This is a genomic window from Cupriavidus sp. FW305-27, assembly GCF_058787995.1.
In genome coordinates this window covers 89878-116209 of the sequence record NZ_JBYTAG010000006.1, presented here as the reverse complement: position 1 = coordinate 116209, position 26332 = coordinate 89878, and the positions used below count along the sequence as shown (strand labels likewise).

Below are 26332 nucleotides of genomic sequence, written 5' to 3'. Positions count from 1 at the left end.
TTGCCGATGGCCGCAGCCAGCGTCAGTGCCACATGTCAGGCCTTGCGCACCGCTTCGATCTCGGCCGCCGCGCGCAGCAGGATCTCCGCGATGCGGCGCTGCTCGTCGGCGCCCGCATCGCTGCGCAGCGCAATGGCACGCTTGATCGCGGCGCGGGCTTGCATCAGCTCGGGCAGCCAGCCGCCCTGCTCCGGCTCGGGCTGCGGCTCACCGCTCATGGCGCGCCGCATCCACTCAACCTTGCGCGCCACGTGGCGCAGCTTGGCAATCATCACCTCGACCCGCTCGCGGTTGGCCGCCAGGTGGGCCTTGCCGGTCTCGGACAGCTGGTAGCGCTTCTTGTTGCCTTCCGTATCGACGGTGGCGTAGCCGACTTCTTCCAGGTAAGTCAGGGCCGGATAGACCACGCCGGGACTCGGCTTGTAGAAGCCGTTGGTACGGGTCTCGATCGCCTTGATCAGTTCGTAGCCGTGGCTCGGCTTCTCTTCGAGCATCGCCAGCAGCAGCAACTGCAGGTCATCGGCGCTGAACTTGCGGCCCCGGCGCCAGCCTTCGCCGTCGAAGCTGCCGGGACCATCGGCGCCGGCAGGGCCGAAGCCGTCGTCATGCCCGCCGCCCCAGAAGCCGCCGCCGTGGCGGCCCATGGCGTGGTGGGCGAAGTGGCGCTCAAAGTGAGGCAAAAGGCGCATCAGCAGGTGACGGCCGTGGCCTGAGGAGCCAAAAGGGTGGGAATGATGGCGCATGACTGCCTCCGATATGTCGTAAAACATATCTTACGATATATATCGTACGAGTGGAAGTCAAGGCGACGCGGCAGTCCCCGCCGCCTGGGGATTACCTCATGCGGTACCAGTGGCAGCCATCGGGACCGGTCTCACGCACCGCCTCGCCCCGCTCCAGCAGGTAGTTCAGGTGCGCAATGCTCTCGCCGGTAGCCATCCCCAACAGCCCGCCGCTTCCGGTGATGGGGCGCGAGAACAACTCACCAAACACATCCACCGCCCGCTTCGGCGTCCCCAACGCGCCACGCAAGCGGTCCAGCGCCTGCATCTGGCTCGCCCGCAGATAGTCAATCCGCGCATGCAGCCCACGGAACGGTTCGTTATGCGCCGGCAGCACCATCACATCGTCCGGCACGGCAGCGCGCACCTTGTCCAGCGAGGCCAGCCAGTCCTGCATCGGATCGGCATCGGGCTCGGTCGGGAACACCGATACGTTGGAGGAAATGCGCGGCAGCACCTGGTCGCCTGACACCAGCAGCTTCAGCGCCGGGCAGTACAGGCAGGCATGTTCGGGCGAATGGCCGGTGCCGACGATGACCTGCCAGTCGTGCGCGCCGATGCGCACGGTGTCGGCATCGGACAGGCGGTGGAAGCTCTCGGGCAAGGCGTGGACATATTTGCCGAAGCCGCCGAAGCGGGTGCGGTACACCTCGATCGCTTCGTCGTCCCAGCCGGCCTTGCGATAGAACTCGATCGCGTCATCGGGCGCCGCTCGCCCCGTATCCGCCGCCAGCACGCGGCACATCAGGTATTCCAGCCGCGTCATCCACAGCTGGCAGTCGAACTTGCCGGTCAGCCACCCGGCCATGCCGATGTGGTCGGGGTGCATATGGGTCACGAACAGGCGCGTCAGGCCGCCCGCGAGCGGGCCGCTTGCGGCGAACAGCGCGCGCCAGGCCTGGGCGGTTTCCGGGGTCTGCAACCCGGCGTCGACGGCGGCCCAGCCGCTGCCGTCGCGGATGGCCCACAGGTTGATGTGGTTCAGGCCCAGTGGCATCGGCATGCGCAGCCACAGCACACCGGGCGCTACCTCGCGGGCACGGCCGGGTTCGGGCGCGTCGCCACAGGGGTAGTCGAGCTCGGGCTTTTCGAGGGAGATGGGGGCGGCTGCGAGGGCGATGTCGGGGGATTGGGCGCTCATCGGTATCTGGGCCGGTGGGCCGGCCGTGCTGTGCGCGTTGGCCGGTGCGGCAATGCCCCGGCTCCGCGCGTTCTGGATAGCTGACACCTTAGCCCAGATGGGCGATTCCTGCTACGCGCGCCCTGCCCGCGTTCCGTGGTGTGGAATAGCGGTGAGCTATCGGGCCGGCGTCGGCAGCACCTTGCCCGGATTCAGCAGGTTCAACGGATCAAGCGCCTGCTTCACCTGCCACATCAGCTCCAGTTCCACCTGGGACTTGTAGCGCGTCAGGTCGTCGCGCTTGGCCACGCCGATGCCGTGCTCGGCCGAGATCGAGCCGTTTTCCGCATGGGCCATGCCGTCGACCAGTGCCGAGACCCGCTCATACCACTGCGCCAGGAACTCTTTTCCTGGCTGATCCCTGGGTCGCAGCGGGTTGAAGTGCACATTGCCGTCGCCCATATGGCCGTAGATCACCATGCGCGCGTCCGGCACCAGCTCCAGCACCCTGGCCGAGGCTTCCTCCACAAACGTAGCGATGCGCGACAGCGGCACCGAGACATCGCACTTGATGCTGCCGCCGGTGCGGGTCTGGGCGTCGGAGATCTCTTCGCGGATGCGCCAGAAAGTCTGGGCGTCGGACAGGCTGGCGGCCACTGCGGCGTCCTGCACCAGGCCCTGGCTGAAGCCGGATTCGAGGATTTCCATCAGCGTGGCGTTGAGGCTTTCCGCATCGGTCCCGGAGGTGAGTTCGATCAGCACCATCCACTCGTGCTTGTCCTGCAGCGGCGAAGCCACGTTGCCAAGATATTCAAGCACCAGTTCCAGCGCGGGCCGCGAGATCAGCTCGAACGCGGTCACGGCCTGGCCGGACAGGCGCTTGGCTTCACCCAGCAAGGCCACGGCCGCGGCGGGGTCCTGTACGGCGACAAAGGCCACGGCGCTGCTGCGCGGCTGCGGCATCAGCTTGAGCACGGCGCCGGTGATGATGCCGAGCGTACCTTCCGCGCCGACGAACAGCTGCTTGAGGTCGTAGCCGGTGTTGTCCTTGCGCAGGCCGCGCAGCGATGAGTAGATGCGGCCATCGGGCAGCACCACCTCGATGCCGAGCACGAGGTCGCGCATATTGCCGTAGCGCAGCACCGCGGTGCCGCCGGCATTGGTCGACAGGTTGCCGCCGATCTGGCATGAGCCTTCGGAGCCGATGCGCAGCGGGAACAGGCGTTGCCAGGCCTCGGCGGCGCTGCGCGCCGCGCTCAGCGTGACGCCGGACTGCACGGTCATGGTGTCGTTGATGGTGTCGAGGTCCAGCACGCGGTTCATGCGGCTGAGGTTGACGACCACGGCGGTGCCGCTGTCGTCCGGCACGGCGCCGCCCATCAGCGAGGTATTGCCGCCCTGCGGCACCACCGGCACACGCCGGGCATGGCACCACTGCAGCACCTGGCTGACCTCTTCCGTCGATGACGGCAGCACCACTACCTGGGCCTGGCCGCGGTAGATGCCGCGGTAGTCGGTGACGTAGGCCTGCGTGTCGGCGTCGCCGCTGCGGCAGGCGCTTGCACCAACGATGGCCTGCATCGCGCGCAAGGTGGTGTCTGGGGTCGGGGTTTCGGCTGGCATGGGTGTAAGGCGAAGGAGATACGGGTCAGTACGCGGCGGAAGGCTTGTCTGCGGCGGGAGCGTCAGAGGGCTGCTCGCGGAACGATGCGGCAAGCTTGCGCGCGGCGTTGGCATACAGCATCACGTCCACGCCCGTGGCCACGAAGGTGCAGCCCAGGTCCAGGTAGCGGCGTGCCAGTGCCGGGTCCGACGTCAGCGTGCCGGCGGCCTTGCCGCTGGCAATGATGGTGCGCATCGCGCCTTCGATGGCGGCCTGCACCTCCGGGTGACCGGGGCGGCCGCGGTGGCCCATCGACGCAGCCAGGTCGGCCGGGCCGATAAAGACGCCGTCGATACCATCCACCGCGCAGATTGCTTCCAGGTTCTGCAATGCGGTGACGGTTTCGGCCTGCACCAGCAGGCAGACTTCATCGTCGGCCACATCGAGGTAGTCGGTGCGGGCGCTCCACTGCGAGGCGCGCGCAATCGCGCTGCCCACGCCGCGGATGCCTTGCGGGGGGTAGCGCGTAGCGCTGACCACCATGCGCGCCTGTTCCGCGGTATCCACCATCGGCACGAGCAGGCTGCGCACGCCGATGTCGAGCAACTGCTTGATCAGCGGCACTTCACCGGCGACGGCACGCACCACGGGCTGGACCGGGTATGGCGCCACCGCCTGCAGCGCGTGCAGCGTCGAGCGCAGGTCGTTGGGGGCGTGTTCGCCGTCGATCAGCAGCCAGTCAAAGCCTGCGGTGGCGGACACTTCGGCCAGGTATGGCGTTGCCATCGACAGCCACAGGCCGATCTGCGCCTGGCGGGCGGCCAGCGCAGTCTTGAAGGGATTGTTTGCGGGCATGGTGTGTTCCGGTTCGATGATCGATGGGCCCGGCGCTTCAGCCGAGCTGACCCTGGCAAAGGTACTTGGTATGCATGTAGTCGTCCAGCCCGTGGCGCGAGCCTTCGCGCCCGTAGCCGGATTCCTTGACGCCGCCGAACGGCGCCGCCTCGGCCGCGATCGCGCCCTCGTTGATGCCGACCATGCCGGTCTCCAGCGCCTGCGCCACGCGCCAGATGCGGCGGATGTCGCTGGAGTAGAAGTAAGCAGCGAGGCCGAACGGGGTGTCGTTGGCGTCGCGGATCACCTCGGCTTCATCGCGGAAACGAAAGATCGGCGCGACCGGGCCGAAGGTCTCTTCGCACGACAGCTCCATCGCGGGGGCCGCATCGGCCAGCACCGTCGGTGCGTAGTAGTGCGGGCCGTCGGCGGTGCGCACGCGCTTGCCGCCGGTGACCACGCGCGCGCCCCGGGCGACGGCGTCTTCCACATGGCGTGCGATCTTGAGGACGGCGCGGGCATTGATCATGGGACCGATCTGCGCGGCCTCTTCCGTGGCGGGGCCGACGTGGAGCGCGCCAACGCGCTGTGCCAGGCACTCGACAAAGGCGTCGTGCACGGTGTCGTGCACATAGACCCGGTTCGGGCACACGCAGGTCTGGCCGCCGTTGCGGAACTTGAACGCCATCAGGCCATCGACGGCGGCATCGAGATCGGCGTCCTCGAAGACGATGAAGGGCGCGTTGCCGCCCAGCTCCAGCGACAGCTTCTTCAGCGTGGCCGCCGATTCGCGCGCGAGGTGCTTGCCCACGGGCGTGGAACCGGTAAAGGTGATCTTGCGCACGCGGCTGTCGGCCAGCCAGGCATCGACCATGCCCGGCGTGTGCTCGCGCGATGCGGTGACGATGTTGAGCACGCCCGCGGGCATGCCGGCCTGCTGCGCCAGCCATACCAGCGCCAGCGCGGTCAGCGGGGTGTCCTCGGCGGGCTTGGCCACCACCGTGCAACCGGCGGCCAGCGCGGGGGCGATCTTGCGGGCAATCATCGCCAGCGGGAAGTTCCACGGCGTGATTGCCGCGACCACGCCCACCGGCTCCTTCAGCACCAGCAGTTTGCGGCCAGGCTCGGCTTCGGCGACGATATCGCCGCAGATGCGGGTGGCCTCTTCGGCAAACCACTCGACATAGGACGCGCCGTACTGTACCTCGCCGCGTGCCTCTTTGAGGGGCTTGCTCGTCCTACCTGGCGCAGGCCACCTTCGTCGGCCAGCGCGGCGCGGCCGGTTTCATGGCTGAGTCGGTGGCGCTGTCGTTGCAGGAGGAAGGCCGGTTGCACGTGCTGAAGATGGCCGTGCCGGTCGACCTGCCCCCGGTCGGCATCATCACGCTGCGCGAACGGGCGCCGTCGCTCGGCACCGACCAGCTGGTGGAATGCCTGCGCGAGGCTGCGGCGCAGGTCAGGGCCGTCTAGCCCGCACGCGCCATCAACACCGGCGCCGACGTGGCCAGCAGCGCCACGCCGGATACGGTCAGCAACGTCAGCACGACCTTGCGGAAGGTGGCCTCGCTGATCCCCAGATAGAGCCGCGTGCCCAGCAGCGTTGGCACCAGCATCGCGGGCGCCACCACCAGGAACATCGGCAGCATCTCGCGCGTGACGATGCCCTTGCCCACATACGCGGCCATGGTCATGGCCAGCGTGGCGAGGTTGAAGTTCTGGATCACCGCGCGCTGTTCGTCCTTGTCGAAGCCGCGCAGCGTGCACCACAGCGTGGGGACCACGCCGGTAAAACCACCGATGCCGCCCATCACGCCGCCGGCCGCACCGGCAACGCCATCGGCCACGCGCCCGCCCACGCCGATATGGGGCAACTTGCGCACCATCAGCATCACCGGGCACCACAGGGTCAGAAAGCCGCCGAGCACGACCTTGAACCACTGTGCGTCGAGCATCGGCAGGATCGCCACGCCCAGGGGGATGCCGGCCACGCCGCCGGCCACGAACGGCCACAGCCTCCGCCACGACAGCCCGCGCCGCACCGACACCGCCGCCAGCAGCTGGCCGGTAAGCGCGCCGAACACGGTCATGGCCGACGCCAGCTGCGGCTCGATCGCCCAGGCCCAGAACGACATCGCCACCATGCCGAAGGCAAAGCCCGACAGCCCCTGGACAAAGCCGGCCACGGCGGCGCCGGCGATCACGATCAGCAAGGTGGAATCCATGGCAAGCGGGGCCGCGTCAGGCAGTGGCGGACGCGATGTTCAAAGGCTTCTGGGAAGCGCATGACTATGCACTTCTTTGCCTTGCTTGTCAGCCGCTGCCTCTGCTGCGCCGCGCAAAACTGATACGGTATTTTTTCAATGAGGTGATGCTGTTCGGTTCATTTCGGCTCCGTTAGCATGGTCGCCATCGACAAGGGCAACGGGCCGCGTGAAGCGGCGCCGGCGGCACGGGGTGCGGCGATATGTCACCCGTACGCCACCGGCAGCAACGGTGCCCTTTGCTGCGCGCGCGGCGTACACTACTCTTACCGCACGCGCCTACGGCCCGCGCCCCGGCGCTCCCTGCCGACCAGCCCCGGCCTGCCAGACGGCAGCGCCGCGCCCGTCCCAGGCGTGCGCCAGGCCAGCGCCACGGAGAACAACAATGTTTGGTTTGACCGCGCTAGACCTCGCCCGCACGCAGTTTGCGTTCACGATTTCCTTCCACATCATTTTTCCGGCGATCACCATTGGCCTGGCCGCCTACCTGGCGGTGCTGGAAGGCTGCTGGCTGCGCACGCAGCGCCCGCATTACCGAGACCTCTACCACTTCTGGTCCAAGATCTTTGCCGTCAATTTCGGCATGGGGGTGGTGTCCGGGCTGGTGATGGCCTATCAGTTCGGCACCAACTGGAGCTTCTTCTCGGAGTTCGCGGGCAGCATCACCGGGCCGCTGCTGACCTATGAGGTGCTGACCGCCTTCTTCCTGGAAGCGGGCTTCCTGGGCGTGATGCTGTTCGGCTGGAACCGCGTCGGGCCGGGGCTGCATTTCTTTGCCACGGTGATGGTGGCGCTCGGCACGCTGATCTCCGCCACCTGGATCCTGGCCTCCAACAGCTGGATGCAGACGCCGGCGGGCTTCGAGATCATCAACGGCCGCGTAGTGCCGACCAACTGGTTCGAAGTCATCTTCAACCCGTCGTTTCCCTACCGCCTGGTGCATATGAGCGTGGCGGCATTCCTGGCCACCGCGCTGTTCGTCGGCGCGTCCGCCGCCTGGCACCTGCTGCGCGGGCGCGACAACCCCGCCATCCGCAAGATGCTGTCGATGGCGATGTGGATGCTGCTGATCGTCGCGCCGATCCAGGCCGTGATCGGCGACATGCACGGCCTGAACACGCTCAAGCACCAGCCCGCCAAGATCGCCGCGCTGGAAGGCCACTGGGAGAACAAAGGCAATGAAGGCCTGCCGCTGCTGCTGTTCGGCTGGCCCGACATGGCGCGCGAAGAGACGCGCTTCGCGGTCGAGGTGCCGCGCCTGGGCAGCCTGATCCTGACCCATTCCTGGGACGGACAGATCAAGGGCCTGAAGGAGTTCGCGCCGCAGGACCGGCCCAATTCCACCATTCTGTTCTGGTCGTTCCGCGTGATGGTGGGGCTGGGGCTGCTGATGATCCTGTTGGGCGTGTGGAGCCTGCTGCTGCGCCGGGGCGAGCGCATGTACCGCTCGCGCGGCTTCCTGCATATGGCGTTGTGGATGGGGCCCACCGGCCTGATCGCCATCCTGGCCGGCTGGTTCACCACCGAGGTCGGACGCCAGCCGTGGGTAGTCTACGGGCTGCAGCGCACCGCCGACGCGGTGTCGCCGCACGGCGTGCCCGAACTGGCAACGACGCTGGCGATCTTCGTGGTGGCCTACCTCTTCGTGTTCGGCGTCGGCATCGCCTACATGATGCGGCTGGTGCGCAAGGGTCCGGCGCTGGAAGAAGCCAAACCGGAAGGCGGCCCCGGACGCGGGCATACGCCGGCACGGCCATTGTCGGCCGTGGATGACGACGAAGCGCTCGCCCCCGCCACCACTGCACGCACCCGGAGCTGACACCATGGGCATCGACCTCTCGCTTCTCTGGATCTTCATCATCTTCTTCGGCGTGATGATGTACGTGGTGATGGACGGCTTCGACCTGGGCATCGGCATGCTCTATCCGTTCGTGCCGGACCGGCATGACCGCGACGTGATGATGAACACGGTGGCACCGGTCTGGGACGGCAACGAGACCTGGCTGGTGCTGGGCGGCGCCGGACTGCTGGCGGCGTTCCCGCTGGCGTATTCAGTGGTGCTGAGCGCGCTCTACCTGCCGCTGATGCTGATGCTGCTGGGCCTGATCTTCCGCGGCGTGGCGTTCGAGTTCCGCTTCAAGGCCAACGACCGCGAGCGCCCGGTGTGGGACGCCGCCTTCATCCTGGGCTCGGGCACGGCCAGTTTCTTCCAGGGCGTGGCGCTGGGCGCCTATATCGACGGCATCAAGCTGGAGGGCCACCGCTTTGCCGGCGGGCCGCTGGACTGGCTCACGCCCTTCCCGCTGTTCTGCGGCGTGGGGCTGATGGTGGCCTACACGGTGCTGGGCAGCACCTGGCTGATCATGAAGACCGAGGGCGCCTTGCAACAGCGCATGATCAGGCTGACCGGCTCGCTGGCGTGGCTGCTGCTGGCGGTGATCGCGGTGATCAGCCTGTGGACGCCGCTGACGCATCCCGAGATTGCCGAGCGCTGGTTCAGCCTGCCCAACCTGTTCTGGTTCTCGCCGGTGCCGATCCTGGTGGCGCTGTGCATGTTCATGCTGATGCGCGTGCTGCGGCATGAGCCGGATATCTCGCCGTTCATGTACGCGCTGGGGCTGGTGTTCCTGGGCTACAGCGGGCTGGCCATCAGCGTCTGGCCCAATATCATCCCGCCGGGAATCTCGATCTGGGACGCCGCCGCGCCGCCGCAAAGCCAGGGCTTTGCGCTGGTGGGGGCGCTGTTCATCATCCCCTTCATCCTGATGTACACGGTGTGGGCCTACTACGTTTTCCGCGGCAAGGTGCGCCACGGCGAGGGCTACCACTGATGGATATGGATACACAGCGCCCGGGGGCCGGCACCTGGCTGCGGCGCATCGGCTGGCTGGTGCTGATCTGGGCCGCCAGCGTGGCGGCACTGGGCGTGGCCGCGTGGGTGCTGCGGATCATCATGCAGGGCGTCGGCTTGCGCAGCTGACGCCCCGTCAAGGGCAACGCCGTCCTCAGAGCTGGACCGAGGCCTCGCCGATGCCATCGAACTCCGCGGTCACCAGGTCGCCTGCCGATGCGTCCAGGATGCCGACCCAGGTGCCGGTGGTGACGACCGTGCCGGCCTCTACGCGTCGCCCGTCGCGCGTGGCGTGGCGCAGCCAGGCGGCCAGCCCAAAGGCCGGATCGCCCAGCGCGTGGGTGCCGCGGCGCTCGATGGTTTGCGTGCCGATCCGCACCCGGCAATGCTGTGCCGCCCAGTCCCGCGCCGCATAGTCACGCCACTGGCCAAGCACCAGTGCGCCGTGGGACTGCAGGTCGGCCAGCTTCAGCAGCGCGGGCGCGGCGAGGTACTGCCGCCAGCGCGAATCGACGACTTCAATCGACACCGCCATCGCATCGATCAGCCCGGCCGCGCCGGCGTAGTCGAGGGCGGCAGCCTGCGCGGCGTCAACGCCCTGCCCCAGCCGCAACGCAATCTCTGCCTCGATGCCGCGCCATGTGAAAGGCCAGTCGCCGGCATGCGCGGGGCTGGTCCAGACCCCCGCAAGCGGCAGTTCGGCATGCGTCAGCACCGCCTCGCGCGAGGCGCCGCCGGATTTCCAGTAGCCGGCGCCTGTCGCTTGCCAGCCAAGCGCGCGGGCCACGGCCGACTGCACGGCGTAGGCCTGTTCCGCATTCTCAAGCACGGTGGCGAATTGCTCTGCATCGGCGCAGCCCTGTTCGCTACGCGCGCTGAGCAGGGCCTGCGCGACCCGATCGATATTGGAAGATGTCATGCCTTGGGTATTTCCTTGAATGAGGGATGAATATCGCCCGGCATCCCGCTCCCGGCAAGCGCGCGCAGCACGCTGCCGGGAGCGGGCCGGTCTCAGGTGCCACTGGCGCTGGCCGCGGTGCCACTGACCGCAGGCGCGGCTTCGTCGTCGGCGGCGGTCTCGCCCATGGCGCGGCCGAAGGTTTCCGGCGCGAACTGCACGGCCAGCGCAAACACTGCGTACATCGCCGCGAGCATGCTGAACATGCCGCCAACGCCGTAGGTTTCGAACACGCGCCCGCTGATCAGCGGCGTCAGCGCCCCGGCCAGGGTGCCCAGCGCCAGGATCAGCGAGGTGCCGAATGCGCGCACGTGGGTGGGATACTGCTCCGGCGCGAAGATCCAGATTGACGTGTTCAGCAACACCACGCAGAACGTGAAGCACGCGCCAAACAGCAGCACCAGGCCCACGTTATACGTCAGGAAGCCGAAGCACAACCCGGCCGCGCAGGCCAGCCCCGCGCCTGTCGTCAGCACCCGCTTGCGCGGAAAGTGATAGCCGCAGTATGAGGCCGCGAGCGCCCCGAACAGGCTGCCGCTCTGCATCACCATGGTGAAGAGAAAGCTCTTGGAGATGGTGTAGCCCTGCGACATCAGGATGGTCGGCATCAGCGTCAGCACCGAGATCTGCGCGCCGTACGTCATGGACACCGCAATCCCCAGCGCGATCGTGCGCCGTCCCAGGCGGCCCTTGAAGATATCGCTCAGGCGCACCCTGGTGCGCGGCGCGTCGTCCTGGATCGCGGCCTTGATATAGGGCGTCGGCTCGCCGTCGAGCTTGCCCAGGCGGCCGGATGCCAGCACCGACAGCACCCGGTTGGCCTCGTCCACGCGCCCCTTGGACAGCAGGAAGCGCGGCGTCTCCGGAATAAAGCGCCGGTAGAACACGACGAAGAATGCCGGCAGCACCAGGCAGGCAAAGAGCCAGCGCCAGCTGTCCGGACCCGGGAACATGGCGAAGACCGCCAGGCCGAAGGCCGGCGCCAGCATATTGCCCAGGCCACCGCTACCTACGCTGACCAGGCCTACCGCGGTACCGCGGAAGCGCGTCGAGCACAGCTCGGCCAGCATGGTCACGGCGATCGAGATCTCCCCGCCCAGGCCGATACCGACGATAAAGCGGCCCGCCGCCAGCACGCCATAGTTCGGTGCCAGCGCGCAGATGATGGCGCCCAGCGTGAACAGCAGCAGGTTGGCGCTCAGCATCGTGCGCCTGCCGTAGCGGTCCGCGATATAGCCGGAGCCGATGCGTCCCAGCGCGGCGGCACTGAAGGTCAGCGTATTGAGAAAGCCGATCTCCGCCACCGAGATGCCCCACTGCTCGCGCAGCATGGGGCCGATCAGGCCGACGGCGTTCTGTTCGAAGACATCGAACATCACCCCGAGCATGATCATGAGGATGATCTTCTTGTGCGATGCCGTCACCCCGATGCCATCCATGGCCCGGTCGAGCTCATGCTGCTGTGGGGAATTCGGCGATTGAACTACTGTTTCTGCGCCCATCTTTGTCTCCTCCTCGTTTCGAGGTTGTCGCGCTATGTCCGCGACCTTGTCGCCGCCGTGTCCGGCGGGCGTTTGTAGAGCAGCGATAAAACGTCGTTCCGGCGCGCGCCTATTCCAGCGCCGGCGTCGAATGCGGCGGCCGGCGCGCGCGCAAGGCCTGCTCGGCCGCATAGGCCAGCCGTATCAGCACGGGTTCGGTGAAAGGCAGGCCAAAGAACTCCAGCCCGACCGGTACGCCTTGGGGGGCATTGCCGTCCGGCGCCGAGAATCCGGCCGGAATCACGATGGCCGGAAAGCCGGTGGCCGACGCGAGCACGCCATTGCGCTCCGCCTGGGTCTCGCCGACCGGCGCCACCAGGCGCCGCTGGTGCGGAAATGCCAGCGCGTCAAGCCGATGCCGCGCCATCAGGTCCTGCAGCCGCTGGCGCAATGCCTGCTGGCGCTGCAGGCGTTCGCGGTACTCCCCTTCCCGCTCGCTCAGCGCTGCCGCGGTGGTAAGGGTGCCCGCCACGCTTGGATGGACAGAACCGGCAGCGATGATGTCCTGCATCGATCGCACCGGGACGCCGGGGGGCAGCCCCGCCAGGTAGGCATCGAGATCGCGCTCCATCTCGTAGTGGTGCACAAGCGTGGACGCGAGCAGCTCGTCCGGGCTGATGGCGTCTTCAATCGCGATCAGCTCGGCGCCTTGTGCAGCGATGGTGGCCAGCGCTGCCTGCATCACGGCGTTGACGGGACGATGCACATCCTGGTCGCCGAAGAAATGGCGCAACACGCCGATGCGCGCCCCCCTGAGTCCGTCGCGGTCGAGGCTGGCGGCATAGCTCGCCGGGATGTGGGGCGCGCCCTGGCTGGTGACCGGGTCGGCCGGGTCATGGCCGGCGATGACATCGAGCAGCAGCGCCGTATCGGCGACGGTACGGGTGATCGGGCCGATGGTGTCCTGCGTCAGCCCGCAAGGGACCAGCCCGGCCCGGCTGACCAGGCCCATGGTCGGACGCAGGCCGACCAGGTTGTTGGCCGAGGCCGGCGAGCGGATGGAATTGACCCCGTCGGTGCCGATGCCGAGCAGGCCGAAGCTGGCTGCGATGCCGGCGCCGGTGCCGCCGCTGGAACCGCCGGGCGTGCGGGTCAGGTCATAGGGATTGAGGGTCTGGCCGGACAAGGTGCTGACCGTCTCGCCGCCGGAGGCAAGCTCGTGCAGGTTGGTCTTGGCCAGGACGATGGCACCCGCCTCGCGCAGCCGGCGGATGACGAAGGCATCGTCGGCGGACAGGTTGCCGCGCAGGCAGGCGGCGCCGGCGGTGGTTTCCATGCCGCCGCATTCGATGTTGTCCTTGACCAGCACCGGGATGCCATGCAGCGGCGCCAGCGGCCGTGTGGGGTTGCGGCCCGCCACGGCGTCGATGCGGCCGGCCTCTTCCAGCGCCTGCGGGTTGCGCTGCAGGATGCTGCGCAGGGCGGGACCGTCCTGGTCATAGGCCGAGATGCGCGCGAGGCAGGCGCTGGCCAGTTGGCGCGCCGTCAGCCTGCCGTCGCGCATCGCGGCATGCGCGCTGGCAACGGTGGCTTCCACCACGCTGAACGGCGCGTGATGGCCGGGGCCGTCTGGCACCGGTTGGTACGAGTTTGTCATGAGAGCCTTCCATGCGCCGGCAAGGGCGCGAAGTGTTTGCGAGATGATGGGCAGGCGGGGCAGCGGCACGGTGCCGCACCCCGCCTTGTCTCGCTATCGGTTGACCAGGCGGGCAGGTATTGTCCAGATGCAGAACGCACCCAGCATCAGCATCCCGGCAATCATGTAGTAAGCACTGTTGCCGCTCTGGGTCACGTCGCGCAGGTAGCCGATCATGTAGCCGCTGGTAAAGCCGGCAAGGTTGCCGATCGAGTTGCTCATGGCGATGGCCGTGGCCAACGCCGCGCCGCTGAGGAAAGCCGTTGGCAGGGACCAGAACAGCGGCGTGCAGGTCAGGATGCCGGCTGCGGCGATCGACAGGAACACCAGGGACAGCGCGGTGTTGTGCATGACCCAGGGCAACGCCAGGAAACCGATCGCGCCCATCATGCACGGGATGATCAAATGCCAGCGCCGCTCGCGGTGCTTGTCGGCGCTGCGGCCGAAGAAGTACATCGAGACAATGGCCGCCATATACGGTATCGCGCTCAGCATGCCGATATGGAGCGGGTCGCTGACACCGGTCGACCTGATGAACGTGGGCAGCCAGAGCGTGATGCCGTACTGGCCAGTGACATAGCAGAAGCAGATCAGGCTGATCAGCCAGACGCGCGGATCGGTAAACACCTTGCCGACGCGTGCCTGCGGGTCCACCGCCTTGACGTCTTCCGACTTGGCCAGTTCAAGGACTTGCTTCTCCGCGCTGGTCAGCCATTTGGCCTTGGCAATGGAGTTGTCCAGGTAATAGAAGCAGAAGCACCCCAGCAGCACCGCCGGCACCGCCTCGATGACGAACATCCATTGCCAGCCGCCCAGGCCAGACACGCCGGCCATGCTGCCCATCAGGAAGCCGGACAGCGGGTTGCCGATGATGCCGGACAGCGGTGAGCCCATGCAGTAGATGGCCATGATCTTGGCACGCCGGTGCGACGGGTACCAGCACGACAGGTAGTACACGATGCCTGGCGTGAAGCCGGCTTCGGCCAGGCCCAGCAGGAAGCGCAGCGTGTAGAACTGGGTTGGCGTCTGCACGAACGCAAAGCACGCAGAGAGTATCCCCCACGTGATCATGATCCGGCCGATCCACACCTTGGCGCCGAACTTGTGCAATGCCAGGTTGCTCGGCACCTCGAACAGGAAGTAGCCGATAAAGAAAATCCCGGCGCCCAGCCCGTAGACGGTTTCGCTGAAGCCCAGCTGCTGCGACATCTGGAGCTTGGCAAAACCTACGTTGACGCGATCGAGATAAGCGATCAGGAAGCAGACCATCAGGAATGGCACCAGCCTCCAGCTCACCTTGCGATAGGTCGCATCCTCGAACGTCCTGATCTTTGTTCCCGCCTGCAGGGTTGTATCCACAGCGTCTCCTCTGTTTTTTGTCAGGTACGGCAGTGCTGCGCTGATCCGTTGCGACCAGTCCGGCGGGGGCGTTGCGCACGCGCGGCGCCCGCCCCCGTCTCGGAAGGCAGTGACTGCGTCAGGCGGCAGCCTTGAGCGGCAGCGGCGTCGCGTGCGTGGCGAGATAGTCCATGGCGGCAACGGTGCCGCTGCCCGCGAGCGAAACGCCCGAGATCTTCAGGCCCATCTCGCAGCCGGCCAGCGTGGCCATCAGCGTGAGGTCGTTGCAGTCGCCCAGATGGCCGATACGGAACATGCGGCCCTTGACCTTGCCCAGGCCGGCGCCGAGCGACATGTTGAAGCGGTCATAGATGTTCCTGCGCACCACGTCCGCGTCGATCCCCTCGGGCATCATCACGCCGGTCAGCACCGGGCTGTAGACGGCCGGGTCCGCGCACTGGATCTCCAGGCCCCAGGCCTTGACCGCGCGGCGGCAGGCTTCGGCCAGGCGCTGGTGGCGGGTGAAGACGTTGTCCAGCCCTTCCTCAAGGATCATGTCGAGGGCTTCGGACAGGCCATAAAGCAGGTTCGTGCTGGGGGTATAGGGCCAGTAGCCGGTCCGGTTCATCTCGATGATTTCATCCCAGCCCCAGAAGCTGCGCGGCAGCCGGGCCGTGCGGGAAGCTGCGATGGCCTTGGGCGAGACCGCATTGAAGCTGATGCCAGGCGGCAGCATCAGGCCCTTCTGCGAGCCGGACACGGTCACATCCACGCCCCACTCGTCATGCCGGTAATCGGCGGACGCCAGCCCCGAGATGGTGTCGACCAGCAGCAGCGCCGGGTGTCCGGCCGCATCGATGGCGCGGCGCACGGCGGCGATATCCGAGGTCACGCCAGTCGAGGTCTCGTTGTGCACCACGCACACCGCCTTGATCACATGCGCGCTGTCGGCACGCAGGCGGGCCTCGATCATGTCGGCCTGCACCCCGTGGCGCCAGCCCTCCACGCCCGGCAGGCCGAGGAATTCGGGCTTGATACCCAGGTTCTCGGCCATCTTCTTCCACAGTGTGGCGAAGTGGCCGGTCTCGAACATCAGCACCGTGTCGCCAGGGCTCAGCGTGTTCGACAGCGCCGCTTCCCAGGCCCCCGTGCCCGAAGCCGGATAGATCACCACCGGCTGCTCGGTCTTGAAGATCTTCTTGATGCCGTCCAGCACCTTGAGGCCCAGCGCGCCGAATTCCGGGCCGCGATGATCGATGGTCGGATAGCTGATGGCGCGCAGGATGCGATCGGGAACCGGGCTCGGCCCGGGGATCTGCAGGAAGTGGCGGCCGGCCGGATGGAAGTTGAGATTAAGCATTTGACTCCTCTTGTTGAGTTTTGAATGCAAAATACTTTATCAGAGGAGTGACGGGAAAACAGCCGGGATTGCGCCGAAATTCTCTAGCGTTTACCCCACAATACAATGGTTTACTTGCGTTTTTGAGTTCCAGTTAAGGGTCTGCTAAAATTGAACGCAATCACGCGATAGGAATTTTGAATGCAAATTGTCGCAACTTCTGGCACGGATTCGCCGGCCCCCGTACTGCCCAGGCTCGAACGGCAACGCTTGCACGACACCGTGGTGGCCCACCTGCGCACGTTCATCGTCGAGGGCACCCTGGAACCGGGCAGGAAGCTCAATGAGCGCGAACTGTGCGAGACCCTGGGCATCTCCCGCACGCCGCTGCGCGAGGCCCTGAAGGTGCTGGCGGCAGAGGGCCTGATCGATATCTCGCCCAACCGCGGGGCAACCGTTTCGCGCCTGTCCGGGGCGGAGATCCAGGACACGTTTGAGCTGATGAGCGGGCTGGAAGCGTTTTCCGGCGAACTGGCCTGTGAACGCATCACGACCGTGGAACTGGCCGAGATCAAGGCCCTGCACTATGCGATGCTGGCCTGCCGGGCAAATGACGACCTGCCCGGCTATTACCGCATCAACCACCAGATCCATGACCGCATCAACCTGGCGGCCCGCAATTCGGCGCTGCGCCAGACCTATCTGTCTGTGAACCGGCGACTGCAGGCACTGCGCTTCCGCTCCAACTATCAGAAGCCGAAGTGGGACAGCGCCATCCGCGACCACGAAGAGATGCTGCAGGCACTTGAAGCACGCGACGGCAAGCGGCTTGCGGCCATCCTGCGCCAGCACCTGCTGGACAAGCGCGACGCGGTGCTGCTGATCCAGGCAGGCGATGCCGTTGGCACGCCCCAGGCATAGGACGCTGGCGCCACCCTCACCCCAAGAATCCGAATAGCCCCATCAGCATTCTTTGCCCCGCTGTCACCACGGTGACAACCCCGGTTCTTACTCTGCGAGCGCATTGCGGCAAACGCAATCCGCCACGCGGCACCTGCCGCCGGCGCACAACAACGCAGATGAACAGGGGAATCAAAGATGGCAGGGAACCTTGCACCGGACAGGCTGGCGGGGATGTCGCGCGGCCGTGTGCTGGCCGCCACCATGATCGCCGCACTGGCGGCAACACTGGCCGGCTGCGGCGGCGGCGATGACACCGCGCCGACAACCGCACCGAACGACACCACCATCAAGACCCCGCCGCCTGCCGGTGCCGGCGGCCCGCGCGTGCTGCTGGTCGGCGTGGACGGTGCCACCTATGCCCAGGTGCAGGGCGCGCTGCTGCGGCGCGAGCTGCCCAACCTGGCCCGGCTGAACCTGGTGCCCACCGCCACCGGCGGCATGCCCGGCACCATCACCGCGCAGCCGCCGCTGGACGCGCCCAGCTGGGCCACGGTGCTGACCGGCGCCTGGGCCAACCGCCACGGCATCGAAGACGATACCGGCAGCACCGCACTGCAGGCCCCCACCGTATTCCGCTACCTGCGCGCGGCCGGCAAACCCGGCCTGCAGCAAGGCGCATCCACCAGTTCGGGGGTGCTGCCGGGCCTGCTCAAGGCCGAGCAGGAAGCGGGCATGCTCGATACGCTGGTTGACTGCGCCGGGGTCGACAGCTGCGTCACGCAGAACGCCGTGCGGCAGGTGCAGTCCGGCTATGGCGTAGTGTTTGCGCAATACAGCGCGCCGGCACAGGCGGCAGAAGCCGGCGGCTTCGGCAACGGCGCCTATGCCACGGCCCTGGCCGGCATCGACAAGGCGCTGGGCGAGCTGCTCGGCGCCGTCGCCGCGCGCAGCCAGGGGCAGCCGGGTGAAGACTGGCTGGTGATGGTCACCACCAGCCACGGCCTGGATGCCACCGGCGCCACCACCACGGTGCCGACGGTGGAGAACCGCACCGCCTTCCTCGCCACCAACAAGGCGCTCAACGGCGCACTGGCCAAACCTGGCGCAGCAGCGCCGGACACCCCGGCGGACCTGTCGGCGCTGCCGACCGAAGCCGATCTCGTCCCGACCGTGCTGGCCCACGCCGGCGTGGCGCTTGACCCGGCCACCACGCGGCTGGACGGTTCGGCGCTGACCACCGCCAACGCAGGCGTGCGAGCCATCGGCGCCAGCATCAGCCAGTACAACGACGCCATCACGCTGAGCTGGCAGAACCCGACCGAAGCCTTCGGCGTCACCCGCGTGCTGCGCGACGGCGTGCAGATCGCCTCACTGGGACCTGAGGTGCGGCAGTTCACCGACAAGGCCTTCAACATGGCCACGGGCCTGTACCAGTTCAACTACACGCTGGTGCGCAATGACGTGCCGGTGTCGTACCTGGCGCAGATCCACTACGTCAAGCCGGTCATGCTGGCGCCGACGCTGCTCAATGGGCTGGCCACGTACTTCAGCCTCGACAGCAAGCCGTTCGCCGATGCGAAGAACGCCGCCACGCTCGGCCCGTGGGCGGCAAGCCTTGACGGCGGCACGCTGGCTGCCGACAACTTCAGCAGCCAGTCGCTGCAGCTGGACTCGCGTGTCGACAGCTACAAGCTGGCGTACAACGCTGCCGATATCACGCAGAGCCCGCAGTTCACCATCGGCTTCTGGTTCCGCACCGACTGCGCCCAGGGCAACGGCACCGGCGAGCCCATCCTGTCCAACAAGAACTACATCTCGGGCGGCAACCCCGGCATTGCCGTCGCGCTGTTCGGCAGCTGCGAGATCCGCTTCAACCTGGGCAGCGGCAGCGGCAAACGCGACGACATCAACGGCATGAAGGTGTCGGCCAACCAGTGGGCCTACCTGGCGCTGTCGGTCGATGCGACAGCCAGGCGCTTCAGCGCCTATGTCATCGATCCGGTGCTGGGCCTGCAGAAGACCGAGAACAAGGCGATCACCAACACCGACGTGACCAAGCTGGCCGGGCTCGGCACCGGCTGGGGCGTGAACGACGATGCCACGCACAACTACGTGGGCAACAACCCCGGCGCGCTCAAGGGCGTGATGGGCTTCAACGACCTGGCGATGTGGACGCGCGTGCTGTCGCTGGACGAGCTGAAGGCCATCACCGGCGCACGCCAGCCGCTGTCCACGCTGAATCCTTAAGTCCGGCCGGAGCCCGTTTCGTCACGGAACGGGTTCCTCACCGACCCTTCCCCCCCGCCCGATCCCCTGCAGGAGATTGACACCATGACTTTCCGACCTTCCACCCTGGCGCGGCCGCACTGGCTCGCCGCCGTGCTGATGTGCGCAGCGCTCGCCCCCCGCGGCGGCGACTCCGGCGACAGCCCCACCGGCTCGCCCAACGCGGCACCGATCACGCCGGGTGCCCCGGGTACCGGCGGCAACCCCGGCCAGGGGAATGGCAGCGACCAGCCTGGCGAGACGCCCGCCGTGAAGCCGCAGCTGCGCTGCGCACCCTGAAGCCGGGCCTGGCCCGTCTCCCCTCCAGAAACCACCCGGCACAGAATCCATGAACCCGCAAAGCAGACGCAACTTCCTCAAACTCGCCGGCGGCAGCGCCGCCGCCACCGCCGCGCTGGCGGCCTTCCCGCCGTCCATCCGCCGCGCGCTGGCAATCCCGGCCAACAACGCCACCGGTACCATACGCGACGTCGAGCACGTGGTCATCCTGATGCAGGAAAACCGCTCGTTCGACAATTACTTCGGCACGCTGCGCGGCGTGCGCGGCTTTGGCGACCGCTTCCCGATCCCGCTGGCGGGCGGCCTGAACGTCTGGCAGCAGACCTATACCAACGGCAGCACCACCCGCACCGTGCTGCCTTACCACCTCGACAGCAGCGCCGGCAATGCGCAGCGCGTCAGCGGCACGCCGCACTCTTACCCGGATGCGCAGAACGCCTGGGACCTGGGCCGCATGAACAAGTGGCCGACCTACAAGCAGACCCAGTCGATGGGCTACTACACCGAGGCCGAGCTGGACTTCCAGGTGGCGCTGGCCAATGCCTTCACCGTCTGCGACGCCTACCATTGCAGCTTCCACGGCGGCACCAACTCCAACCGCCTGTTCCACTGGACCGGCACCAACGACCCCGGCGGCGCCAACGGCGGGCCGGTGATCGACAACAGCGGCGACTCGTTCACGGGGTCGGCCCCGGCCTACACCTGGAAGACCTACCCGGAGCGCCTGGAAGCCGCCGGCGTGAGCTGGAAGGTCTACCAGAACATGCCGGACAACTTCACCGACAACCCGCTTGCGGGCTTCAAGCAATACCGCGACGCCAACGCCGCGCGCGGCAACCAGGCCAACGGCAGCCCCTACCCGGCATACACCAGCGCCGACGACGCCATCAGCCCGCTGCTCAAGGGCGTGGCCAACACCATGCCTGACGGCGGCTTCCTGCAATCGCTGCGCGACGACGTTGCCGCGGGCAAGCTGCCGCAGGTGTCGTGGATCGTGGCGCCGGCGACGTACTCGGAGCACCCCGGGCCTTCCAGCCCGGTACAGGGCGCGTGGTATACGCAAGAGGTGCTGAATGCCCTGACCGCCAACCCGGCGGTCTGGAGCAAGACCGTGCTGCTGATCAACTTCGACGAGAACGACGGCTACTTCGACCACGTGCCGCCGCCGTGCGCGCCCGCCTACGACGGCGACATGCTGGCCGGCGCCACCACGCTCGACCCGCAACAGGTCAGGCCGGAGTACCACGTCGACAAGCGCCCCTACGGCCCCGGCCCGCGCGTGCCGATGTACGTGGTCTCGCCATGGAGCCGCGGCGGCTGGGTCAACTCGCAGGTGTCCGACCACACCTCGGTGCTGCGCTTCCTGGAAGCCCGCTTTGGCGTGGCCGAGACCAATATCAGCAGCTTCCGCCGCGCGGTGGCGGGCGACCTGACCTCGGCCTTCAACTTCGTCAGCCCGAACACCAACCCGCTGCCCACGCTGCCCAACCGCGACAAGGCCAGCGCCGATGCCATCCGCACCGCGCAAGGCGTGCTGCCGCAAGTGCCGCTGCCTTCGGCCAGCAGCCAGCAGATGCCGCAGCAGGACACCGGCACGCGCCCGTCGCGCGCCCTGCCCTATGAGCTGCACGTAAGCGCCCGCGAAGACGCCCGCGACCAGCGCGCGGTGTGGCTGCTGTTCAGCAACACCGGCACCGCGGCGGCGGTGTTCCACGTCTACGACCGCCTGCACCTGGACCGCGTGCCGCGCCGCTACATGGTCGAGCCGGGCAAGGAACTGCATGGCAGCTGGGACGTCTTTGCCAGCGACGACGGCAAGTACGACCTGTGGGTGCTTGGCCCCAACGGCTTCCACCGCGCCTTCCGCGGCAACGTGGGGGCCGTGACTGCGGCGGGTGCCAGCGCGCCGGAGATCCGGGTCTGCTATGACATCGCCAATGCCGCGGTGTACGTGGACATGATCAACACCGGCAGCGCCCCCTGCACCTTCACCGTGCAGCCTAACGCCTACCGCACCGACGGTCCCTGGACCTACGAGGTGCCGGCCGGCATGCAGCTGCAGCAGCACTGGCCCGTGGCCCGCCAGGGCAACTGGTACGACTTCACCGTCACCACCGCGCAAGGCGGCTTCACGCGCCGCTTCGCCGGCCGCATCGAGACCGGCAAGGACAGCGTGTCCGATCCGGCGATGGGCCTCAACGGCTGACGCGCAAGTCGCCTGACGGGCAGCGCTGCGCCCGCCCCCGGCCGCTCCGGCCGCGGGCGGGCGTAGCCGTTTTGTCATATTGGCCCGCTACACTGCGCGGTCGTCCGGGACCTGTCCGGGCTGCCCCCCAACTTTCCTGCGGACAACCATGCTCGGCGACCTGCTGATGACCTTTTTCGAAGTGGCGCGCCAGGGCAGCATCACCATGGCGGCCAGGCAGCTGCGCATCAGCCAGCCCACCGTCACCGGCCGCATCCGCCAGCTGGAAGAGACCTACGGCGTTGAGCTGTTCCACCGCCGCGCCAGCCGCGTCGACCTGAGCGACGTGGGCGTGGCGCTGATGCCGGTGGTCGAGCAGCTGATGCAGCAGGAAGGCAATGCCGACTACCTGCTGCGCAACGCCGGCAACCTGCGCTTCGGCAACCTGCGCATCGGCGCCACCGGCCCCTACTACATCCTGCGCACGGTGGCGGCGTTCCGGCAGCGCTACCCGGCGATCGACGTGAGCCTGGACATCGGCAATTCGCAGCAGATGCTGGAGGCGCTGTTCGAGTACCGCATCGACGCCGCGGTATCGTCGCACCCGGTGGACGACGACCGGCTTGCCTGCATCCGGCTGGCGACGGACCCGATGGTGCTGGTGGCCCATCCGGACCATGCGCTGGCGCGGCTGGCGCAGGTCGAGCTGCCGCAACTGCGCGGCTGCCACCTGCTGGTGCGCGAGCACGGCTCGATGACGCGCAAGGCCACCGAGACGGCACTGGCCGCGGGCGGGCTGGGACTGCCGCCGCACACCGTGATCGGCAGCCGCGAGGCCATCTACGAGGCCATCCGCCAGGGCCTGGGCGCCAGCGTGGTGCCGCTGGGCGAGGTGCCGCGCGACCCGCTGCTGCGCGTGGTGCCGTTCGCACAAGGCGCGCCGGTGCTGCATGAATACCTATACTGCCTGCAGAGCCGGCGCGAGACCCGGCTGGTCGGCGCCTTCCTGGACTGCGTGGCGCTGGACGAGCCGACCGCCGCCACCCACGCCGCCTGACACCCGCATGCCTGCCGCGCAAGATAAAGCGCCAATGCCGGTATCGGAAAACTTGGGTCCTTCATCACCGCGCGGTCACCACGCCGCGCCAAGCTTGCCGGTTTCGCCAACTGAGCTATCCCGCATGCCCGCTGCCCCCCGCCTCGCCCTGTTTGACCTCGACCACACCCTGCTGCCGCTCGACAGCGAGTATGAATGGGCCCGCTACCTCGTTGCCGTGGGCGGCGCCGAGGCTGCCGAAATCGATGCGCACAACACGCGCTGGCTGGCGGCCTACCAGGCGGGGCGGCTGGACTTTGCCGCCCATGCGCGCTTTGCCCTGGGCCTGCTGGCGCGCCATCCGCGTGAACGACTGACGCAGTGGCGCGCGGACTTCATGCGCAAAGTGATCGTGCCCGCCATCCAGCCGGCGGCGCGCGACCTGCTGGCCCGCCACCTCTCCGCCGGCGACCTGTGCTGCATCGTCACCGCCACCTGCCGTTTTGTCACCGAGCCGATCGCGCGCCAGCTGGGCGTGCCGCACCTGCTGGCGGTGGAGGCGGAACACGATGCGCACGGCGAGTTCACCGGCGCGCTGGCCGGCGTGCCGGCCTTTGGGCCTGGCAAGGTGCTGCGCGTGCTGGCGTGGCTCGACACGCTGGGCATTGCGCACACGGCGCTGGCGCAGGCCACCTTCTATAGCGACTCCCGCAACGACCTGCCGCTGCTCGAAAGCGTTGGCCACCCGGTCGCCGTCAATCCGGATTCGACGCTGCGGGACGCGGCCAAGGCACGCGGATGGCCGGTCTTGCACCTGTTCGGCACGGCAGGCGTGCCGGCCGCCTGAGTCCATGCATCCGCACGCCGGCTTCCCCGAGTACGACCAGCTGCTGGCCTTGCTGGATACGGGCAGCCACGTGCTGGATACGCGGGTGGTCTGCGAAACCATGGTGCAGGGCCATCGCTTCGGCGTCCATGTCGCCACGCTCGGCAGCCGCGATCCGGGCGCGCCGGCGATCGGCATCTTCGGCGGCATCCACGGGCTGGAACGCATCGGCACGCAGCTGGTGCTGGACTACCTGCGCTCGGTGCTGAGCCGGCTGGCGTGGGACGAGCTGCTGCACCGCGAACTGCAGTCGGTGCGGCTGGTATTCATGCCGATCGTCAACCCCGGCGGCATGTGGGCCGGCACCCGCGCCAACCCCAACGGCGTCGACCTGATGCGCAATGGCCCGCAGGACGCCGATGCGCGTGTGCCCTTCCTGGCCGGCGGCCAGCGCATCGGCGCCTGGCTGCCCTGGTACCGCGGCCCGGCGGGCGCGCCGATGGAAACGGAAAGCCGCGCGCTGCTGCGCGTGGTGCAGGAAGAACTGCTGCCGCGCCCGCTCAGCTTTGCGGTGGACTGCCATTCAGGCTACGGCTGGCGCGACAGCATCTGGTTTCCGTACGCGGGCACGCGCCGGCCGATGGCGCACCTGCCCGAGATGTACCTGCTCAAGACGCTGTTCGAGCAGGCCCACCCGCACCACGGCTACACCTTCGAGCCGCAAAGCCACCAGTACCTGCTGCACGGCGACCTGTGGGACCATGCCTATGACCTGACGCCGCACGGCAACCTGTTCCTGCCGATGACGCTGGAACTGGGCTCGTGGCTGTGGATCAAGAAGAACCCGCGCCAGCTGTTCTCGCGCGAGGGCATCTTCAACCCGATCAAGGCGCACCGCACCGCGCGCGTGCTGCGCCGGCACGTGAGCCTGTTCGACTTCCTGGGCCGCGTGGCCTTTGCGCCGGATCGCTGGCGGCCGCGCGGCGCGCAGCGTGACGACCTGCTGCTGCAGGCACGCGCACACTGGCAGACGGAGCCGCCGCCATGAGCCGATGGGTATTCTTGCGGGGACTGACGCGGGAATCGCGCCACTGGGGAAGCCTGCCGGCGCGTTGGGAAGCGGCCGGGCTGGGCCGGCCGCTGCTGCCCGACCTGCCCGGCAACGGCGCGCTGTCGGCGCAGCCGGCGCCGTGGAGCGTGCCTGAGATGGTCACCGCGGTGCGGCGCCAGTTGTCGGCCACCGGCGCGCACGGCCCCTACCGCGTGCTGGCGATGTCGCTGGGTGCGATGGCCGCGACCGAGTGGGCCAGCGCCTATCCGGAGGAAGTCGGCGGCCTGGTGCTGGTCAATACCAGCATGCGGCCGTTCTGCACGCCCGCACAGCGCCTGCGGCCGCGCAACTGGGGCAAGCTGCTGCGCGTGGCGCAGCGCTGGCAGGACCGCGCGTACTGCGAGCGGACCATCCATGCCATCACCTGTGCCCGCACCGATACGCTGGCACGCGATCTCGAGACCTGGCAGGCCATTGCCGCCGACGCGCCGGTGAGCCGCCAAGCCGCGCTGGCACAGTTGCTGGCCGCTGCCCGCTATCGCGCTCCCGCCAGTGCGCCGCGCTGCCCGGCGCTGCTGCTTGCCTCGGCGGCAGACCGCCTGGTCAACCCGGTGTGCTCGGCGCGCATCGCGCAAGCCTGGGACGCGCAGTTGCTGACGCACCACTGGGCCGGGCATGACCTGCCCCACGATGACCCGCAGTGGCTGTGCAATGCCGTCGCCGGCTCGGTGATACTGACACTAAGCGGCGGCTAAGGCCTGCTCCGCCGGCATGGCGCTGGTCAGCAGCGCCGCCGCGGCATCGAGCCGGTCCGGCGTGCCAAACAGCCGCGCACTGATCAAGCCGTTCTGCAACGCCCCGAACACCACCTGCGCCAGCTGCTGCGGCGGAATCGGATAGGGCGACTTGCGCTGCGCCGCGGCGCGCTCGAACAAGCTGGCCAGCCATTGCTCATTGAGCCGGATAAAGTCCTGCATCGCGGCGCGCACCGCGTCCGGCAGCATCAGCACGTCGGCCGACAGCATGCCCACCAGGCAAGCCTGGTCGGTGCCGGCACCCGCGCGCAAAGGCGCAAGGTATTGCCGCGCCTGCTCCGCGGGCGGCAGGCTGGCGTCGATCGCATCCAGGCGCGCCCGCCTGCGGGTGCCGTATTCGCGCACCGCTGCCAGCACCAGGTCGTCCTTGGACGGGAAGTAATAGTGGATGCTCGAGGTCTTGACCCCGACCAGGTCGGCCAGGTCGCGGTAGCTGAAGCCATTGAACCCCCTGCGGCGGATCAGCACCAGCGCATGTTCGACCAGTTGCTCGCGTACGGATCGGGTGTTCATGGCATCAACTCCATCGTCTTGCTGCCGCGCCGTTCAGGCCGGCAGCGTTTGTGCGATCAGCGTGATGAGGGACCCGCTTGCGAAGCAAAGCCCTACCCATCCGCCAAGGATCAGCGCAGTGTCACGCCAACGCATGATCAACTCCTGAAGACGGGCCGCACCCAGGCGGCCCGGC

General features: G+C 67.8%; 23 protein-coding genes and 1 pseudogene. 12 read left to right on the top strand and 12 right to left on the bottom strand.

All coding sequences use genetic code 11. The annotated features are described in order from the left end of the window. Positions 1–35: 35 nt before the first annotated feature. The 5 genes and pseudogenes from AC3WRI_RS04530 to AC3WRI_RS04510 all read right to left on the bottom strand — a co-directional run. Positions 36–743: a PadR family transcriptional regulator gene (locus AC3WRI_RS04530; protein ID WP_041688074.1), complete on the bottom strand. Its 708-nt coding sequence runs from the start codon at positions 741–743 to the stop codon at positions 36–38. 91 nt (positions 744–834) lie between these two features. Further along, entirely contained in the window at positions 835–1923 is a 1089-nt protein-coding gene (locus AC3WRI_RS04525; protein WP_011617064.1) for an MBL fold metallo-hydrolase, read from the bottom strand. Between the two features lie 156 nt (positions 1924–2079). Beyond that, positions 2080–3525 (bottom strand): FAD-binding oxidoreductase, encoded by a 1446-nt coding sequence (locus AC3WRI_RS04520; RefSeq protein WP_011617063.1) that lies wholly within the window; start codon positions 3523–3525, stop codon positions 2080–2082. A 25-nt stretch (positions 3526–3550) separates the two neighbouring features. Next, positions 3551–4360, bottom strand: coding sequence for a 4-hydroxy-2-oxoheptanedioate aldolase (hpaI, locus tag AC3WRI_RS04515; protein ID WP_011617062.1), 810 nt, complete (start codon positions 4358–4360; stop codon positions 3551–3553). A 37-nt stretch (positions 4361–4397) separates the two neighbouring features. After that, positions 4398–5570, bottom strand: a pseudogene (locus tag AC3WRI_RS04510) (NAD-dependent succinate-semialdehyde dehydrogenase); the annotation flags it as partial. A 56-nt stretch (positions 5571–5626) separates the two neighbouring features. Here AC3WRI_RS04510 and AC3WRI_RS04505 point away from each other — a divergent pair. Beyond that, the gene (locus tag AC3WRI_RS04505; RefSeq protein WP_041688072.1) at positions 5627–5809 is read left to right on the top strand and encodes a hypothetical protein; all 183 of its coding nucleotides are present in this window, start codon (positions 5627–5629) and stop codon (positions 5807–5809) included. Here AC3WRI_RS04505 and AC3WRI_RS04500 read toward each other — a convergent pair. Continuing rightward, a complete protein-coding gene (locus tag AC3WRI_RS04500) occupies positions 5806–6561 on the bottom strand; it encodes a sulfite exporter TauE/SafE family protein (protein ID WP_011617060.1) in 756 nt (251 codons plus the stop codon). The two genes, AC3WRI_RS04505 and AC3WRI_RS04500, sit on opposite strands and share 4 nt — an antisense overlap. Before the next feature lie 424 nt (positions 6562–6985). Here AC3WRI_RS04500 and AC3WRI_RS04495 point away from each other — a divergent pair, with 424 nt between their 5' ends. The 3 genes from AC3WRI_RS04495 to AC3WRI_RS04485 are packed head-to-tail and all read left to right on the top strand — an operon-like array spanning position 6986 to position 9580. Further along, on the top strand, positions 6986–8419 hold the full coding sequence (locus AC3WRI_RS04495; protein WP_011617059.1) for a cytochrome ubiquinol oxidase subunit I: 1434 nt from the start codon (positions 6986–6988) through the stop codon (positions 8417–8419). 4 nt (positions 8420–8423) lie between these two features. Next, positions 8424–9431, top strand: a complete 1008-nt coding sequence (cydB, locus tag AC3WRI_RS04490; RefSeq protein WP_011617058.1) for a cytochrome d ubiquinol oxidase subunit II — start codon at positions 8424–8426, stop codon at positions 9429–9431. Beyond that, entirely contained in the window at positions 9431–9580 is a 150-nt protein-coding gene (locus tag AC3WRI_RS04485; RefSeq protein ID WP_010814101.1) for a DUF2474 domain-containing protein, read from the top strand. Before cydB ends, AC3WRI_RS04485 begins: the two co-directional genes overlap by 1 nt. Before the next feature lie 25 nt (positions 9581–9605). Here AC3WRI_RS04485 and AC3WRI_RS04480 read toward each other — a convergent pair whose 3' ends face one another. The 5 genes from AC3WRI_RS04480 to AC3WRI_RS04460 form a co-directional block, all read right to left on the bottom strand. Continuing rightward, positions 9606–10370: a fumarylacetoacetate hydrolase family protein gene (locus tag AC3WRI_RS04480; RefSeq protein ID WP_058697059.1), complete on the bottom strand. Its 765-nt coding sequence runs from the start codon at positions 10368–10370 to the stop codon at positions 9606–9608. 92 nt (positions 10371–10462) lie between these two features. Beyond that, the gene (locus AC3WRI_RS04475; protein WP_492292643.1) at positions 10463–11911 is read right to left on the bottom strand and encodes an MFS transporter; all 1449 of its coding nucleotides are present in this window, start codon (positions 11909–11911) and stop codon (positions 10463–10465) included. A 109-nt stretch (positions 11912–12020) separates the two neighbouring features. Beyond that, positions 12021–13547, bottom strand: a complete 1527-nt coding sequence (locus AC3WRI_RS04470) for an amidase family protein (RefSeq protein ID WP_010814098.1) — start codon at positions 13545–13547, stop codon at positions 12021–12023. A 93-nt stretch (positions 13548–13640) separates the two neighbouring features. Then, entirely contained in the window at positions 13641–14945 is a 1305-nt protein-coding gene (locus tag AC3WRI_RS04465) for an MFS transporter (protein ID WP_010814097.1), read from the bottom strand. 118 nt (positions 14946–15063) lie between these two features. Further along, positions 15064–16284 carry a pyridoxal-phosphate-dependent aminotransferase family protein gene (locus AC3WRI_RS04460; RefSeq protein ID WP_010814096.1) on the bottom strand — a complete coding sequence of 407 codons (1221 nt, stop codon included), beginning with the start codon at positions 16282–16284 and terminating at the stop codon, positions 15064–15066. Between the two features lie 180 nt (positions 16285–16464). Between AC3WRI_RS04460 and AC3WRI_RS04455 the strand changes: the two genes are divergently transcribed. The 8 genes from AC3WRI_RS04455 (at position 16465) to AC3WRI_RS04420 (ending at position 25584) form a co-directional block, all read left to right on the top strand. After that, entirely contained in the window at positions 16465–17184 is a 720-nt protein-coding gene (locus tag AC3WRI_RS04455) for a GntR family transcriptional regulator (RefSeq protein WP_011617054.1), read from the top strand. Positions 17185–17361: 177 nt separating this feature from the next. Further along, positions 17362–19413, top strand: coding sequence for a LamG-like jellyroll fold domain-containing protein (locus tag AC3WRI_RS04450; protein ID WP_492292642.1), 2052 nt, complete (start codon positions 17362–17364; stop codon positions 19411–19413). Between the two features lie 84 nt (positions 19414–19497). Next, positions 19498–19731, top strand: a complete 234-nt coding sequence (locus AC3WRI_RS04445) for a hypothetical protein (protein WP_492292640.1) — start codon at positions 19498–19500, stop codon at positions 19729–19731. A gap of 49 nt (positions 19732–19780) precedes the next feature. Then, complete coding sequence (locus AC3WRI_RS04440; protein WP_492292639.1) at positions 19781–21937, top strand: phosphocholine-specific phospholipase C; 2157 nt, start codon at positions 19781–19783, stop codon at positions 21935–21937. A gap of 148 nt (positions 21938–22085) precedes the next feature. Then, a complete protein-coding gene (locus AC3WRI_RS04435) occupies positions 22086–22973 on the top strand; it encodes a LysR substrate-binding domain-containing protein (protein WP_492292638.1) in 888 nt (295 codons plus the stop codon). A 124-nt stretch (positions 22974–23097) separates the two neighbouring features. After that, positions 23098–23799, top strand: coding sequence for an HAD family hydrolase (locus tag AC3WRI_RS04430; RefSeq protein WP_492292636.1), 702 nt, complete (start codon positions 23098–23100; stop codon positions 23797–23799). A 4-nt stretch (positions 23800–23803) separates the two neighbouring features. Beyond that, positions 23804–24826, top strand: coding sequence for a M14 family zinc carboxypeptidase (locus tag AC3WRI_RS04425; RefSeq protein WP_058697056.1), 1023 nt, complete (start codon positions 23804–23806; stop codon positions 24824–24826). Next, positions 24823–25584, top strand: coding sequence for an alpha/beta fold hydrolase (locus AC3WRI_RS04420; RefSeq protein WP_010814088.1), 762 nt, complete (start codon positions 24823–24825; stop codon positions 25582–25584). Before AC3WRI_RS04425 ends, AC3WRI_RS04420 begins: the two co-directional genes overlap by 4 nt. Here the strand turns inward: AC3WRI_RS04420 and AC3WRI_RS04415 are convergent. Beyond that, a complete protein-coding gene (locus AC3WRI_RS04415; RefSeq protein ID WP_011617048.1) occupies positions 25570–26157 on the bottom strand; it encodes a TetR/AcrR family transcriptional regulator in 588 nt (195 codons plus the stop codon). The genes AC3WRI_RS04420 and AC3WRI_RS04415 overlap by 15 nt on opposite strands. Between the last annotated feature and the right edge of the window lie 175 nt (positions 26158–26332).